Here is a 15,075-nt window from a genome sequence, read left to right as displayed (position 1 = left end):
CGATGAGCCACGCCGACGACGCGACACCGGTCGCGCACGCCGACGAGACACCCGGCGACGCGACGAGCGCCGCCCGCGACCACACCCAGGAGGCGCTGGTCACGCCCCGCCGGAGGGCCTTCGCCCCGTGGGTCTTCTGGCCCGCGGCGGCCGTGATCCTCGGCTTCGTCGTCTTCGCCATGGCCTTCCCGACCGTGGCCGAGGGCCTGTTCGGGTCGATCCAGAGCGGCATCGTGGGGGCGTTCGGCTGGTACTACGTGCTGCTCGCGGCCGTCTTCGTGGTGTTCGCCCTGTGGATGGGCGTCAGCCGGTACGGCGACATCAAGCTCGGCAAGGACGACGACGAGCCCGAGTTCTCTCGTCTCTCGTGGTTGTCCATGCTGTTCGCCGCCGGCATGGGCATCGGCCTGGTGTTCTACGGGGTCGCCGAACCGCTCAGCCACTACGCCAGTCCGCGCCCGGGCGTGACCGGCGACGACAACCAACTCGCCGGCCAGGCCCTCAGCCAGACCTACCTGCACTGGGGCGTGCACGCGTGGGCGATCTACATCGTGGTCGGGCTGGGCATGGCCTACGCGATCCACCGTCGGGGCCGCCCGGTGTCGATCCGGTACGCCCTCGAACCGCTGCTCGGCAGCCGCGTCCACGGCCTGTGGGGCAACGTCATCGACGTGGTCTCGGTCGTCGGCACGCTGTTCGGCGTCGCGACGTCGCTCGGTCTCGGCGTGCTGCAGATCTCGGCCGGGCTCTCGGCCGCGGGCATCGCCGAACCGACCCTGGTGATCCAGGTGATCCTGATCGCGGCCATCACGGGCGTCACGATCTTCTCCCTGGTCAGCGGTGTCACCAAGGGCATGAAGTGGCTCTCGAACATCAACATCGTGCTGGCGGCCCTGCTGCTCGTCTTCGTGCTGGTCAGCGGCCCGTCGCTCTTCCTGCTGCGCGACTTCGTCCAGTCGCTCGGCAACTACCTGCAGAACGTCGTCGGCCTGACCTTCACGGTGAGCGCCTTCTCAGGGGCCGAGGGCGAGGCCTGGCAGGGCGCGTGGACCACCTTCTACTGGGGGTGGTGGATGTCCTGGGCGCCGTTCGTCGGCATCTTCATCGCGCGCATCTCGAAGGGCCGCACGGTCCGCGAGTTCGTCGTCGGCGTCCTCGTCGTGCCCACGCTGCTGACCTTCCTCTGGTTCAGCGTCATGGGTGGTGCCGCGCTCTACCGTGAGGTCTTCGGGGGTGGCGGCCTCGTGGGCGCCGACGGCTCGGTCGACACCGAAGGGGCTCTCTTCGAGATGCTGCAGGGTCTGCCCGGCGGCTCGATCGCGGTCTTCGGGGCCATCCTGCTGATCGGTCTGTTCTTCATCACGTCCTCCGACTCGGGCTCGCTCGTCCTCGGCATGATCTCGACCGGTGGCGACACCGAGCCGAAGACCTGGGTGCGCATCTTCTGGGCCGTGGTCACGGCCCTCGTCGCCATCGCCCTGCTCGTCACCGGCGGGCTCGACGCCCTCAAGACGGCCGCGATCATCACGGCACTGCCGTTCAGCGTGGTCATGATCGGCATCTGTGTCGCGACCTTCCGGGCCTTCGACGTCGAGCACCGGCGCGTCCTCCGCGCCCAGCGCACGCAGCTGCGCGACGACTTCGGCGACCACTACGGACTCGAGGAGGCGCGGGCCCCCAGGCGCGGTCTGCTCGGCCTCGGTCGCCGCCGCTCGTAGTCGCGGTGCGAGCCCGCAGTGGTCGCCGCCCTCGGGTGGCGACCACCGCCTCCTCGGGCCCGTGGTGGTGCTAACATGAGCGATGCAGCCTGCCCAGCAGGCTGACTTCGCGTGCCCAGTGCGTCCTCGGACGCACCGACGTCGAGGTGACCTCGTCGCCTCGCGCCGCTCCCGGCCTCCACGTCCACTCGGTCCGAACGCGCCTCACGGTGTGATCGGCGGACGTGTGCCCGGGCACCAGGCAGTGGCGACCGACCGGTCGCCCGACAACCGACAACAGGCGCACCCGCGGGTGCGCCCACGAACAAGGAGAACGACCATGGCCGTCGTCACCATCCGCCAGCTGCTCGACAGCGGCGTCCACTTCGGACACCAGACCCGCCGCTGGAACCCGAAGGTGAAGCGCTTCATCCTCGCCGAGCGCTCGGGCATCCACATCATCGACCTGCAGCAGTCGCTCGGGTACATCGACAAGGCGTACGACTTCGTCAAAGAGACGGTCGCCCACGGTGGCACCATCCTCTTCGTCGGCACCAAGAAGCAGGCCCAGGGCTCCATCGCCGAGCAGGCCAACCGCGTCGGCCAGCCCTTCGTCAACCAGCGTTGGCTCGGTGGCCTCCTGACCAACTTCCAGACGGTCTCGAAGCGCCTCGCCCGCATGAAAGAGCTCGAGGACATCGACTTCGACGACACGACGCAGGGCTTCACCAAGAAAGAACTGCTGATCAAGAAGCGCGAGCTCGACAAGCTGCACAAGACGCTCGGCGGAATCCGCAACCTGACCAAGACGCCGTCCGCCCTCTGGGTCGTCGACACCAAGAAAGAGCACCTCGCGATCGACGAGGCCAAGAAGCTGGGCATCCCGGTCATCGGCATCCTCGACACGAACTGCGACCCCGACGAGATCAACTTCCCGATCCCGGGCAACGACGACGCGATCCGTTCCGTCGGCCTGCTGACGCGCATCGTCGCCGACGCCGCCGCCGAGGGCCTGGTGCAGCGTCACCAGAAGCCCGAGGACGCCGACCAGCCCGTCGAGCCCATGGCCGAATGGGAGGCCGAGCTGCTCGCGCAGGGCGAGGCCAAGGCCGCCGACACCGCTGCCGAGGCGCCCGTCGCCGAGGCCCCCGTCGAGGAGAACGACGCCGACGCACAGGTCGCCGCGAAGCCCCTGGGCGAGCCGGTCGTCGAGCCCGTCGCCGAGGCGACCGAGGCCACCGCGGCCGAGCCGGCCGACGCCGACTCGAAGTAGTCCTCCTCCACCCTTCCGACTCCACGAAAGGAAGTCAGACACATGGCCAACTACACCATCGCTGACGTCAAGATCCTCCGTGACCGCCTCGGCGCGGGCATGGTCGACAGCAAGAACGCCCTCGAAGAAGCCGACGGCGACATCGAGAAGGCCGTCGAGATCCTGCGCGTCAAGGGACTGAAGGGCGTCGCCAAGCGCGAGGGCCGCCAGACCACCGCCGGTCTCGTCGCCGCCAAGCCCGGCTCGGGCTACGCCACGCTGATCGAGCTCGCCAGCGAGACCGACTTCGTCGCGAAAAATGAGAAGTTCGTCGCCCTGGCCGACCAGGTCCTCGAGGCCGTGCACGCGGGCGGCGCCTCCAGCGCCGCCGAGGGCAACGCCGCCGCGATCGGCGGCCAGACCGTCGAGGCCTTCGTCAACGACGAGGCCGCGCTCATGGGCGAGAAGGTCGAACTGCGCACCGTCAACCGCATCGAGGGCGAGCAGTTCGCCATCTACCTGCACAAGACCTCGAAGGACCTGCCCCCGCAGGTCGGCGTGGTCGTGGGCTACACCGGTGACGACGCCGAGACCGCTCGTTCGATCGCTCAGCACATCGCCTTCGCCGCCCCGACGTACCTGTCGCGCGACGAGGTGCCCGCCGAGCAGGTCGACAAGGAGCGTGCGATCGTCGAAGAGACCGCGAAGAACGAGGGCAAGCCGGAAGCGGCCCTGCCCAAGATCATCGAGGGTCGCCTGACCGGCTTCTTCAAGGAGATCGCCCTGCTCGACCAGGCCTACGCGAAGGACAACAAGTTGTCGGTCGCGAAGGTCGTCGACGAGGCCGGACTGTCGATCACGGGCTTCGCCCGCATCAAGGTCGGCGCCTAAGCAGCACCGTGACGGGGCCCGAGACGAACGTGTCTCGGGCCCCGTTCCCGTGCCCGGCCGAGGTCACGACACCGGGTGCATCATCGGCGACGGACGGCGACCAGCCCGAACTCGCTAACCTGGCTACGGCCACGACGAGACGGAGACTCGCATGACATCGGAAACCACCGGACGACGACGCGTCCTGCTGAAGCTCTCGGGCGAGGCCTTCGGCGGCGGCCAGCTCGGCGTGAACCCCGACGTGGTCGGGGCCATCGCCCGCGAGATCGCCGACGCGGCGACCGACGTCGAGATCGCCATCGTGGTCGGCGGCGGCAACTTCTTCCGGGGCGCCGAGCTCAGTCAGCGCGGCATGGACCGGGGCCGGGCCGACTACATGGGCATGCTGGGCACCGTCATGAACGCCCTCGCCCTCCAGGACTTCCTCGAGCAGGCCGGTGCCGCGACGCGTGTCCAGTCCGCCATCGCGATGACCCAGGTCGCCGAGCCCTACATCCCTCGTCGTGCCGAGCGGCACCTCGAGAAGGGGCGCGTCGTCATCTTCGGTGCCGGTGCGGGTCTGCCGTACTTCTCGACCGACACCGTCTCGGCCCAGCGGGCCCTCGAGATCGGCGCCTCCGAGGTCCTCGTCGCCAAGAACGGCGTCGACGGCGTCTACTCGGCCGACCCCCGCCACGACCCGTCGGCGGTCAAGCTCGACCGGCTCACGTACCAAGAGGCACTCATGCAGGGGCTCAAGGTCGTGGACTCGACCGCCTTCAGCCTCTGCATGGACAACGGCATGCCCATGCACGTGTTCGGCATGGAAGGCGAGGGCAACATCGCCCGCGCCATCCGCGGCGAACGCATCGGAACAATCGTCAGCAACTAGACGACTAAACTCGACCGCGAACCGAACAAGGAGCACCAGTGGCGATCAACGACGTACTCACCGAGACGCGCGAGAAGATGGACAAGGCGCTCGACGCCGCCAAGAACGACTTCGGCACGGTGCGAACCGGCCGCATCAACCCGGCTCTGTTCCAGAAGATCCCGATCGACTACTACGGCACCCCGACGCCGCTGGCTCAGCTCGCCTCGCTGCAGGTGCCCGAGGCGCGCACGATGATCGTCACGCCGTACGACAAGACGGCCCTCAAAGAGATCGAGAAGGCCATCGCGACCTTCCCCAACCTCGGCGCCAACCCGACGAACGACGGCACCATCGTCCGCGTCACAATCCCCGAACTGACGCAAGAGCGTCGCAAAGAGTTCGTCAAGCTCGTCCGCAGCAAGGGCGAGGACGCCAAGGTCCAGGTGCGCAACGTCCGTCGCAAGTCGAAAGAGGCGCTCGACGCCCAGAAGACCGAGGTCGGCGACGACGAGGTCGCTCGTGCCGAGAAAGAGCTCGAGTCGATCACCAAGGGCTACATCGACTCCATCGACGACGCGCTGAAGAAGAAAGAAGCGGAGCTGCTCGAGGTCTGATGAGACAGCGACCCGACGGCGCCGGCCCCGACGACTCGTCACCGGCTCAGAAGAGCACCCTCGGCAGTCGCCGTGCCGACTTCGACGCTCGTGCGCAGGCGGCGCGGCACGACATCGAGAACCAACTGCGGGCCGGCAAGGCACGCCTCGACTCACGCAACGAGAAGTTGACGGCGCGCACCGGTCGGAACCTGCCGGCCGCCATCGCCGTGGGCGTGCTCCTGGGCGCGGCGGTGCTGCTGAGCCTGATCTTCGTCAAGGCGTTCTTCATGATCGTGGCCGCGGCCCTGATCGGCTCGTTGTGCTTCGAACTCGCCAGCGCCCTCCGCTTCGCAGGGCGCGACGTTCCCCGCCTGCCGAGCGTCCTGGCCGGCGTGGCGGTCGTGCCCGCGGCCTTCTACGGGGGAGCCGGTGGCCAGTGGGCCGCTCTCGTCGGCGGCATCGTCGTCGTGTCGCTGTGGCGTCTCGTCGAGTTGGCCCGTCCCTCGCACCGAGGTGGCGCCTCCTCGCTCGGTCGCGACCTGGGTGCCGGGGCGTTCGTCCAGATCTACTGCTCGTTCCTCGGCAGCTTCATGGTCCTCATGGCCGCCCGACCCGACGGCCAGTGGTGGACGCTGTCGGCCCTCATCGTCGTGATCGCGGTCGACACCGGCGCCTACGCGACCGGCCTCAACTTCGGCAAGCACCCGATGGCTCCCCGCATCAGCCCGAAGAAGACCTGGGAAGGCTTCGCCGGCTCGGTGGCCGCCAGTCTCGTCGCGGCCGTGCTGCTGTCCGTCTTCCTGCTCGACGAGCCGTGGTGGTTCGGCCTCGTCTTCGGCGGCGTCATCATCGTGACGGCCACCATCGGCGACCTCTCCGAGTCGCTCATCAAGCGTGACCTCGGCATCAAGGACATCAGCACCTGGTTGCCCGGTCACGGCGGTTTCCTCGACCGGCTGGACAGCACGCTGCCGTCGGCCGCTGCGGCCTACGGTCTCTACCTGCTGTTCGCCTAGGGCACTCGGCCGAGGGTGAGGGGCCGCGCGTCCAGCGGCTTGCCATCGGGCCATGCGGCATGATGGTGGCCGTGAGCAGCACATTCCCGATCGTTCCCAAGGGCAAGCGGGGTTACGACGTCGACGAGGTCGACGCGTTCCTGGTCGAGGCCCGCAAGGCCTACGCCGGCGACGTCAGCCTCGGCATCGACTCCGCCCGCATCCGACGCACCGCCTTCGGATTGACCAAGAACGGCTACTCGACCGCACACGTCGACGCCGCGCTCGAACGTCTCGAGGACGCTTTCGCCAGTCGCGAGCGTGAACGCGCGGTCTCGTCGGGGGCCGAGTCCACGTGGTTCTCGACCGCGCGGTCCGGGGCCGAGGACATCGTGGCCCGGCTCGAGCGACCGCAGGGTCACCGCTTCGACCGGGTCGGCATCCTCACGACGGGCTACCACCCGCGAGACGTCGATCGCCTCACCCGGCGTCTGCACGGCTACTTCACCGACGGCCGCCCCCTCAGCATCGACGACGTCCGGGGATCGGTCTTCCGGGCCAAACGTGGCGGCTACCGGGAGAGCCAGGTCGACCTGCTCCTCGACACGGTGGTCGACGTCATGCTCGCCGTCCGCTGACGGCCACGGCCTGCACTTCGCACGACGGCGGGGGCCATCCCGACACGCTGACGCGTCGTCCCTGGTCCTCCGGCGTCCCATCGGTTACCCTGGACGGACTCATGGGCAGGCACGCAGCGAATCCGACCCCCGGTCCCTCTCGACGAGAGCACCCGGCCGCGGTCGAACGACCCTCGACCCGTCGACGCGTCCGCGTGCCGGCTTCCCAGAGCGTCGTCCGTCGCCCGGCAGCCGGTCCGCTCGCGTCCACGGGCTCCACCCGCGAGACCGCCTCGGCCGCTCGTCGACCGGGTGTCCCACGACGGGTCGTCCTGCCTCTCGTCGGCTTCTGTGCGTCGTTCGCGTTCGTGTCGGCCTCGCTCGTCAACCCGCTGGCCGGTGCCGAGGCCGCGACGACCGTTCCTGGTGCCGCCTCGGTGCTGACGGCCCCCGGCCAGACCCTCACCGTCGCCGGTGCTGCGGTGACGGTCGCCGACCGAGACGCGTACGGTGTCACCGAATACGTCCCGCCGCCGCCTCCGCCCGTCGTGGTGGCCGAGACCGAGAAGCCCGAGGCCTCCTCCTCGAGTACGACGTCCGGTGGGGCCAAGAAGTCCTCTGTTGCTCCCGTGGCGGGTACGCCCGACCCGGGCAGTGCCAAGGCCGTCGCCGCAGAACTCGTCGCCGCTCGGGGCTGGGGTTCCGACCAGTACGACTGCCTCGTGTCCCTGTGGCAGAAAGAGTCCGGCTGGAACGTCTACGCGTCGAACCGGTCGAGTGGTGCGTACGGCATCCCCCAGGCTCTGCCCGGCAGCAAGATGGGTTCCGTCGGCGCCGACTGGCAGACCAACCCGGCGACGCAGATCACCTGGGGGCTCAACTACATCGGTGGTCGCTACAGCACTCCGTGTGGTGCCTGGGCGCATTCCGTCGCCAACAACTGGTACTGACCCGTCGCACGGCCCTCGATCCCGAGGGCCGTTGCTACGCTGGTCGTCATGCCCCGCAGCAACCGCTCCCGTCGCTCACGCGACCGGCGTGAGGCCGACGAGGCGTACGACATCAGCCGGGCGTCGTTCGGCGGTCTGACGGTCGAGACCAAGCACGGGCGTTCGTTCAACGTGCAATCGATCTCGGCGTCGTCGGCCGTCAAAGAATACGTCTGCCCCGGCTGCGCGCTGGGCATCGCCCCCTCGACACCGCACGTCGTGGCGTGGCGCGCCGACGGGCTCTTCGGTGCCGAGGACGACCTGGCAGCGCGCCGTCATTGGCACACCCACTGCTGGAGGATCTCGTGACCACCCCCGACACCGACGCCCTCGACATCCGCGGGGGAGTCCTGCTGCCCGCGCGCCGCGAAGACGTCGAACTGCACACCGGCGACGGTCTGACGCTGGTGGGCGAGTTGAGCCTCCCGGCGGACCGCGAGCCCGTCGGCACGATCGTCGCACTGCACCCCCTGCCCACCGCCGGTGGGTTCATGGACTCCCACGTCATCCGCAAGGCCGCGGCCCGCCTGCCGGCCCTGGCCGACCTGGCCGTGCTGCGATTCAACTTCCGCGGGGTGTCGTCCCCTCGCGGGCGGTCCGAGGGCGAGTTCGGCGAGGGAGTGGCCGAAGCGGCCGACCTCGCCGCTGCCGTGGCCTTCGTGCGCGATCGCGGTCTGCCCACCCCGTGGTTGGTGGGCTGGTCGTTCGGCACCGAGGTCGCCTTGAAGCACGGCCTCGACGTCGAGGTGGCTGGCGTCGTCCTGCTGTCCCCGCCCCTGCACCGCACGTCCGATGCCGAGCTCGCGGCCTGGCAAGGCTCCGGGCGGCCCGTGGTCGCCGTCGTGCCCGAGCTCGACGACTACCTGCGGCCCGACGAGGCGCGACGACGGTTCGCCCTCGTGCCCGAGGCCGAGGTCGTCGCCGTCGAGGGCGGCAAACATCTGTGGGTCGGCGAGAAGCAGACCAGCCGCGTGCTGACCGAGATCGTCGGCCGGGTCGCCCCCGGTGCCCTGCCGCTGCCGTCCACCTGGCCACCCCGCGCCTCCTGAGGGCACGGGCGCCGGACGGCGGGGGCGCCGGACGGCGGCCCACCTCGCCCACCACGGGGCGTGTGATGCCCCTCAGAGCTGGTTCTGGCGCGGCACGTAGACCTCGCGGATGATCAGCAGGATCGACGCGGCGACCGGGATGGCGATGAGGGCCCCGAGCACGCCCAGCAGCGTGCCCCCGACGAGGGCCGCGATGACCACGATCACGCCCGGGACGCGGACCGCCCGACGCATGATCCGCGGACTCAGCAGATAGGCCTCGACCTGCATGTAGACGAGGTAGTAGACGGCCGCGGTGACCCAGGTGGCCGGTGATTGGGGCAACAGCGCGATCTGCGCCAGCACGATGATCGCCGAACCGCTGATGGTGCCGACGAGGGGGATGATCGAGCCGAGGAACGCGATGAACGCGAAGACGGCCGGCTGTTGGGCGCCGATGATGGTGAGGAACACGAAGCTGAGGATGCCGTTGAGTGCCGCGAGCGTGAACTGACCGATGACGTACCGACCCACCGACTGGCTGATCTGTTCGGAGATGTCGACGAACGTGGCCCGCTTCGAGGCCGGGACGAGCTGGTACAGAGCGCGCTTCACGCTGTTGATCGACGAGGTGAAGTAGATCGTCAGGATGACCACGACGACCGTGCCGAAGAGGCCGTTGCCGATCGCGACGCCGACGGCGAGGACTCCGCCACCGATCGTGACGACGTTGTCGGGGTTGGTCAGGAAGTCGACGATGGAGTCGAGCGCGTTCTGCACGTCGAAGACGTTCTGCGGGACGAGTTCTTGCAGGTTGTCGACGAACTGCTGGGTGGTGACGCTCTGCAGGTACGAGGTCAACGCCTCGATCAGGCTCGTGGTCTGCTGCACGATGACGGGCACGATCGCGAACACGACGCCCACGAAGGCGCCGACCACCGCCACGAGGACGATCACGATGGCGATGCCCCGGGGCACCCGGCGCTTCTCGAGCCACGAGACGATCGGGTCGAGACCCAGCGAGATGAACAGGGCTGCGCCCACGTAGGTCAGGATCGTCGAGAGCTGGCCGACGGCACCCCCGATCACGAGGGCGACGAGCACGCCCAGGCCCGCGAGCAGACCGATGCGGAACGGGTTGTGGATCTTCACGGGCGGGCTCCTGTCGACGGCGCGGGCCGGTCGAGGCCACGGCGGCACCGACTGCCCGACACGGCCTGTCGTCCTACTCTGGCGTACCGCCGCCGACTTGTCCGATCATGCCACGCAGGTTCTCGAAGTAGTCGGCGACGGCGTCGCGTTCGCGCGTGATCTCGGCGAGGCGCTCTTCGGCGTCGCCGACGATGTCGTCGGCCCGCTGCTGGGCGTCGGCCAGGATCGACCGCGAGCGTTCGTCGGCGTTGGTGAGGACCTCGTGGGCCGTCTCGTCGGCGTCCGTCCGCGTCGTCCGGGCGTACTCGTTCGCGCTGCGTTCGAGCTCGTCGGCCTCGCGCCGCACCTCGGTGGCACGGCGGGTGGCCTCGGCGAGCTGTTCGGCCGCCGAGTCGAGCAGCTCTTGGGTCTCGGCGACGGCCTGCTGGTGTCGCTGTGTGAGCTCGACCTCGGCTTCGTCGCGACGGGCCAGCAACTCGACCTCGAGGTCGGCCCGCCCCTGGTCGACGTCGCGACGCAGGTCGGCCGTGGCCCGCTCGCGGTCGGCCTCGAGCCCGGCCCGGACCCGGACGTCGTCGGCGGCCAGGCGGGCGCGCTGGGCCTCGGTCTCGTCCGCCAGGGCGGCGCGGGCCTCGGCGGTCTCGGCGGCGAGTTCGGCGCGGGCCTGCTCGATCTCGGCCGCGAGTTCGGCCCGTCGGTCGGCGTCCTCGCGGGCGAGACGGTCGGCCTGCGCCTCGCTCTCACGGGTGAGGCGCTCGTCGGTCTCGACGGTGACCCGCTCGATGCGTTCGCGTGACGTGGTCTCGGCGAGGTCGAGTTCGTCGCGGCGACGCCGGGTCTCGCGGTCGAGTTCGGTGCGGGCGTCACCCATCTCTTTCTCGAGGTCGGCCCGGGCCTGCGCGATCTCGGCCGCGAGGCGGTCGCGACCGGTGGCGATCTCGCGCTCGAGCTCGACCCGGGTGGACTCGACCTCGTCGGTGAGATCGGCACGGGTGGCGTCGACGTCGCGGGCGAGGAGCGCCCTGGTCTCGGCGACCTCGTGGGCGAGCTCGGCGCGGGCCGCGGCGACGTCGCGCTCGAGTTCGGCTCGCTGGGACGCGACGTCGTCGGCCAGATCGGCGCGGGCGGCCGTGATCTCGCGCTCGAGTTCGGCACGGCGGGCGCCGACCTCGGCGTCGAGGTCGGCACGGGTGGTCTCGTCGAGTCGGGCCAGCTCGGCGCGGACCGTGACGCCCTCGCGGTCGAGGTCGGCGCGCTGGCGCTCGGAGTCACTCTCGAAGACGGCTCGGGCCTCGCGGGTGTCGGCGGCGAGCGTCTCGGCCTCGTCGCGGGCCTCGGCGAGGTCACGGGCGACGGCGGCCCGCTGCTCGGCGACCTCGTGCTCGACCTCGGCCCGCAGCGCGGCTGCTTCCCGTCGCGCCGTCGAGACGTTCTGGGCGGCCTCGGTCGCCGCCGACCCGCGGATCGAGATGGCGTCGCGCTGCGCCTCTTGCAGCAGGTCGCGTGCCTCGGCCTTGGCGCGCGCGACCAGACGGTCGGCGTCGGCGGTGGACTCGGCGACCTGCGCCGCGGCACGGCCCCGGGCGTCGTCGAGCACGGCCGCCGCCCGCTCGGTGGCGTCGTCGAGCAGGCGCTTCGCCTCGGCCGTGGAGGACGAGCGCAGGGCTTCGGCGTCGATGTCGGCCTGGCTGATCAGGAGGGTGGACTGCTGTTCGGCCAGACGCAGGGTCTGCTCGAGCTTGCTGCCGAGGCCCGAGTACGTGGGGGTGCCGGCCTCTTCGAGCTCGGCACGGATCTCGTCCACCCGCTGCTGGAGGAAAGCGACCTCGCTCGCCCGGTCGGCCCGGTCGGCGTTGGCCTTGATGAGCTCGCGCCGCAGGTCGCCGAGCACGCGGTCGACCTCGTCCTTGCGGTAGCCCCGGAGTTCAATGCCGAAATCGGCTTCGTCAGCGGCCACGGTGTCTCCTTCGGTGCAGGGTTCGGGCCAGGGGAGCGCGGCCCGCGACACGATGCTAGTGGGAGGCCCTCGATGGACGCCGACCGACGGGTTAGGCGCCTCTCAGCCTCGTCGGATACGCTGAGCCGTCTTAAATTCTGCTGCCGCGCCCGGCCTCCTGGCCAGGCTCGTGCGAGGCCCGTCGTCGACCACGACGGTTCCTGGCGCCCCGACCGGGATGGTGGCTCGGAGGGAGAGAAACGTGCGTTTCATCGTCGCAGTCGTCGTCGTCGTCCTGGCGGCGGTGATGGTGGCGTTGGGCTTCGCCCAACGCACCGTCTTCGCGCCCCCGCCGAGCGTGTCGTCCCAGGTCGACACCAGCGACTCCGACGCGACCGTCACGGTCGTCCCGGCCTCGGCGTTGCACGGCCACGACGGGCGTCAGACGGTGTCGGTCTCCGGTGGGGACACCGCGTTCGCCGCCTACGGCCGCACGTCCGACGTGCTCGGCTGGGTGGGTGACGCGAGCTACAACGAGGTCGAATACGACCAGAACACCGGCGAACTCGCCAGCCGTACGGTCGCCGGCGACACCGCCGAGGTCCCCGACCCGACCGACTCCGACCTCTGGTTCGACCAGTTCACCGGCAGAGACCTCACCTTCTCTCTCGACGCGCCCGACGACGTCTCGCTCGTCATCGTCTCGGACGGCACGCAGCCGGCCCCGGCCGACGTCCGCATCACCTGGCCGCTCTCGACCGCGACGCCCCTGGCCGGTCCGCTCATCGTCGGCGGCCTCGTGGTCCTGCTGATCGGCATCGGCCTGTACGTCTGGGCGATCCTGCACCACCGCCGCACGCGCGGCCCGCGTCGACGCTCGGGCGACGGGAAGCGACCCCGCCTGTCGCGCCGGGCCGGGCGCAAGGCGGTCAAGGCGCTCGACGCCGCCGGCACCGAGACGCTCGCACCCGGCCGTGGGCGTGCCCGCGGCATCCGTCGGCTCGTCGCCGTGGCTCCGATCGTGTTGGTGTCGTCGCTCGCCCTGTCGGCGTGCACCGCCGACTACTGGCCGCAGCAGGCGCCGGTGGCGGGTTCCGACTCGGCCACCCCGACCCCGACGCCCACCTCGACCGACGGCGCGGAGTCCGGTGACCAGGGCAACGCACTGCAGCCCCCCGTGATCAGCGTCGCTCAGGCGAAGCGCATCGTCGAACGCATCTCGGCCACGGCGACCGAAGCGGACGCCTCGCTGAACGCCGACCTCGCGGCCACCCGCTTCACGGGTCCCGCCCTCGAACAGCGCCAGGCGAACTACACGATCCGGTCCAAGGACGCGGCGGCTGCCGCCCCCCTGGCCATCCCGACCGGCACGGTCACGCTCACGCTGCCGCAGCAGGCCGACTCGTGGCCGCGGTCGGCGTTCGTCGTCGTGCAGGACGCCGACACGAGCGTCGCACCCGTCGCCCTCACGCTCGAACAAGAGACCGCGCGAGACCCCTACAAGGTCGAGTACGCGGTCAGTCTCCAGACGCAGACCCCGTTGACGGTCGCCCCCGCGTCGATCGGTGCGGCCCGGCTCTCGCCCGACGTCAAGCTGCTCGAGCTGCAGCCCGACCAGCTCGCCGAGGCCTACGGCGACATCCTGCGCAACGGTGACGAGAGCCAGTACGCCGCCCAGTTCCAGACCGAGGGTGACACCCTGCGCGAGAAGATCGGCAAGGCCTACAAGGACGCCAAGCGCGCGGCCCTGCCGACCACCGCGTCGATCGACTACACGTCGCAGGCCGACGACGAGACCCCGGTCGCGTTCGCCACCAACGACGCCGGAGCCATCGTCTCGGTCGCGCTCAACGAGATCGAGACCGTCAAGCCGACGGCCACCGGCGCCAAGGTCAACCCCGAGGGCACCGTCAAGACCCTGCTGGGCCTCGACGAGTCGTCGAAGGGCATCGAGGCGACCTACGGCGTCGAGCTCTTGTTCTCCGTCCCGCCCGTCGGCAGCGACGACCCGATCGTCCTGCTCGGTTTCAGCCAGGCCCTCACCTCTGCCAAGGAGCTGCCATGACCAACCTTCCCCCCGTCCCCGCGGGTCTCCGCGGCGCCGTCGACCTCTCGTCGCTCGTCAACCGCCCGCCGGCCCCCGCCCCGGCCGGCCCGTCCGACGGCTCGCCCGCCGACGGCGCGACCGCAGGAGGCGCGGGTGGCGCCTCGGCCCCGGCCGCCGGTCAGGTCGCGGTGCCGGGCCTCGTGCTCGACGCGACCGACGCCACCTTCACGCAGGTCCTCGAGATCAGCAACACCGTCCCGGTTATCGTCGACCTCTGGGCGGAGTGGTGCGGCCCGTGCAAACAGCTCTCGCCGGTCCTCGACAAGCTGGTCGGCGAGTACGCCGGCCGCCTGCTGCTCGTCAAGGTCGACGTCGACGCCAACCCCCAGCTGACGCAGGCGTTCCAGGCCCAGTCGATCCCGGCGGTCGCCGCGGTGATCGGCGGCCGCCCCGTCCAGCTCTTCGTCGGGGCCCTGCCCGAGGCCCAGGTGCGCGACGTCTTCGAGCAGGTGCTCGAGCTCGCCGCGCAGAACGGCGTGACCGGCACGGCGGTGGTCGACGGCGCCCCGGCGGGCGAGGCCGACGAGGTCGAGCCCGAGCCGGAGCCTCTGCCCCCGCACCACCAGGACGCCTACGACGCGATCGACCGGGGGGACTACGCCGCGGCGATCACCGCGTACAAGACCGCCATCGCGCAAGACCCTCGCGACCAGCTCGCCGTGGCCGGTCTCGCCCAGGTGTCGTTGCTCGAGCGGCTGCAGGGCGCGTCGCTGGCCGACGTCCGCGCGGCGGCCGCCGCCGCCCCCACCGATCTCGGCGCCCAGCTCGACGTGGCCGACCTCGACCTCAGCGGCGGGCACATCGACGACGCCTTCGACCGTGTGCTGACCGTCTTCCCGTCGCTCGACCCCGCGGGCCGCGATGCCGCCCGGGCCCGCCTGCTCGAGTACTTCGAGATCGTCGGGGTGGACGACCCCCGGGTGGCGACCGCCCGCCGTCGTCTGGCGATGCTGTTGTACTGA

General features: G+C 70.4%; 14 protein-coding genes. 12 read left to right on the top strand and 2 right to left on the bottom strand.

Annotation, left to right across the window (positions count from 1 at the left end; translation table 11 throughout):
- Positions 1–2: 2 nt before the first annotated feature.
- The 10 genes from AC1MBW_RS01045 to AC1MBW_RS01000 all read left to right on the top strand — a co-directional run bounded on the left by AC1MBW_RS01045 (position 3) and on the right by AC1MBW_RS01000 (position 8,939).
- On the top strand, positions 3–1,718 hold the full coding sequence (locus tag AC1MBW_RS01045) for a BCCT family transporter (protein ID WP_480025173.1): 1,716 nt from the start codon (positions 3–5) through the stop codon (positions 1,716–1,718).
- 319 nt (positions 1,719–2,037) lie between these two features.
- The gene (rpsB, locus tag AC1MBW_RS01040) at positions 2,038–2,970 is read left to right on the top strand and encodes a 30S ribosomal protein S2 (protein WP_480025172.1); all 933 of its coding nucleotides are present in this window, start codon (positions 2,038–2,040) and stop codon (positions 2,968–2,970) included.
- Positions 2,971–3,012: 42 nt separating this feature from the next.
- Positions 3,013–3,840: a translation elongation factor Ts gene (gene tsf / locus AC1MBW_RS01035; RefSeq protein WP_480025171.1), complete on the top strand. Its 828-nt coding sequence runs from the start codon at positions 3,013–3,015 to the stop codon at positions 3,838–3,840.
- A gap of 151 nt (positions 3,841–3,991) precedes the next feature.
- Positions 3,992–4,711, top strand: coding sequence for a UMP kinase (pyrH, locus tag AC1MBW_RS01030; RefSeq protein ID WP_043596333.1), 720 nt, complete (start codon positions 3,992–3,994; stop codon positions 4,709–4,711).
- Positions 4,712–4,788: 77 nt separating this feature from the next.
- Positions 4,789–5,307 carry a ribosome recycling factor gene (gene frr / locus AC1MBW_RS01025; RefSeq protein ID WP_054145670.1) on the top strand — a complete coding sequence of 173 codons (519 nt, stop codon included), beginning with the start codon at positions 4,789–4,791 and terminating at the stop codon, positions 5,305–5,307.
- Positions 5,307–6,305, top strand: a complete 999-nt coding sequence (locus tag AC1MBW_RS01020; RefSeq protein ID WP_480025170.1) for a phosphatidate cytidylyltransferase — start codon at positions 5,307–5,309, stop codon at positions 6,303–6,305. The genes frr and AC1MBW_RS01020 overlap by 1 nt, the downstream gene beginning before the upstream one ends.
- Before the next feature lie 62 nt (positions 6,306–6,367).
- Positions 6,368–6,922, top strand: a complete 555-nt coding sequence (locus AC1MBW_RS01015; RefSeq protein ID WP_480026061.1) for a DivIVA domain-containing protein — start codon at positions 6,368–6,370, stop codon at positions 6,920–6,922.
- 194 nt (positions 6,923–7,116) lie between these two features.
- Positions 7,117–7,851, top strand: coding sequence for an aggregation-promoting factor C-terminal-like domain-containing protein (locus tag AC1MBW_RS01010; RefSeq protein ID WP_480025169.1), 735 nt, complete (start codon positions 7,117–7,119; stop codon positions 7,849–7,851).
- A 48-nt stretch (positions 7,852–7,899) separates the two neighbouring features.
- Complete coding sequence (locus AC1MBW_RS01005) at positions 7,900–8,199, top strand: hypothetical protein (RefSeq protein ID WP_480025168.1); 300 nt, start codon at positions 7,900–7,902, stop codon at positions 8,197–8,199.
- Complete coding sequence (locus AC1MBW_RS01000) at positions 8,196–8,939, top strand: alpha/beta hydrolase (protein WP_480025167.1); 744 nt, start codon at positions 8,196–8,198, stop codon at positions 8,937–8,939. The genes AC1MBW_RS01005 and AC1MBW_RS01000 overlap by 4 nt, the downstream gene beginning before the upstream one ends.
- Before the next feature lie 72 nt (positions 8,940–9,011).
- On the opposite strand, the gene AC1MBW_RS00995 is transcribed toward AC1MBW_RS01000, so the two are convergent.
- Complete coding sequence (locus AC1MBW_RS00995; protein ID WP_055971909.1) at positions 9,012–10,070, bottom strand: AI-2E family transporter; 1,059 nt, start codon at positions 10,068–10,070, stop codon at positions 9,012–9,014.
- A 73-nt stretch (positions 10,071–10,143) separates the two neighbouring features.
- Entirely contained in the window at positions 10,144–12,027 is a 1,884-nt protein-coding gene (locus AC1MBW_RS00990; RefSeq protein ID WP_480025166.1) for a hypothetical protein, read from the bottom strand.
- A gap of 241 nt (positions 12,028–12,268) precedes the next feature.
- On the opposite strand from AC1MBW_RS00990, the gene AC1MBW_RS00985 reads away from it, so the two are divergent.
- A complete protein-coding gene (locus AC1MBW_RS00985) occupies positions 12,269–14,071 on the top strand; it encodes a DUF8094 domain-containing protein (protein WP_480025165.1) in 1,803 nt (600 codons plus the stop codon).
- Positions 14,068–15,075, top strand: coding sequence for a tetratricopeptide repeat protein (locus AC1MBW_RS00980; protein WP_480025164.1), 1,008 nt, complete (start codon positions 14,068–14,070; stop codon positions 15,073–15,075). Before AC1MBW_RS00985 ends, AC1MBW_RS00980 begins: the two co-directional genes overlap by 4 nt.

Source organism: Frigoribacterium sp. AP1, from assembly GCF_056680555.1.
The sequence above is the reverse complement of the archived record's forward strand: the minus strand, read 5'-3'. Positions and strand labels throughout refer to the sequence as shown.

Coding starts and splice junctions, on each gene's coding strand:
- AC1MBW_RS01045 (WP_480025173.1), top strand. CDS start 3: ATGAGCCACGCCGACGACGCGACACCGGTCGCGCACGCCGACGAGACA.
- rpsB (WP_480025172.1), top strand. CDS start 2,038: ATGGCCGTCGTCACCATCCGCCAGCTGCTCGACAGCGGCGTCCACTTC.
- tsf (WP_480025171.1), top strand. CDS start 3,013: ATGGCCAACTACACCATCGCTGACGTCAAGATCCTCCGTGACCGCCTC.
- pyrH (WP_043596333.1), top strand. CDS start 3,992: ATGACATCGGAAACCACCGGACGACGACGCGTCCTGCTGAAGCTCTCG.
- frr (WP_054145670.1), top strand. CDS start 4,789: ATGGACAAGGCGCTCGACGCCGCCAAGAACGACTTCGGCACGGTGCGA.
- AC1MBW_RS01020 (WP_480025170.1), top strand. CDS start 5,307: ATGAGACAGCGACCCGACGGCGCCGGCCCCGACGACTCGTCACCGGCT.
- AC1MBW_RS01015 (WP_480026061.1), top strand. CDS start 6,368: ATGGTGGCCGTGAGCAGCACATTCCCGATCGTTCCCAAGGGCAAGCGG.
- AC1MBW_RS01005 (WP_480025168.1), top strand. CDS start 7,900: ATGCCCCGCAGCAACCGCTCCCGTCGCTCACGCGACCGGCGTGAGGCC.
- AC1MBW_RS00980 (WP_480025164.1), top strand. CDS start 14,068: ATGACCAACCTTCCCCCCGTCCCCGCGGGTCTCCGCGGCGCCGTCGAC.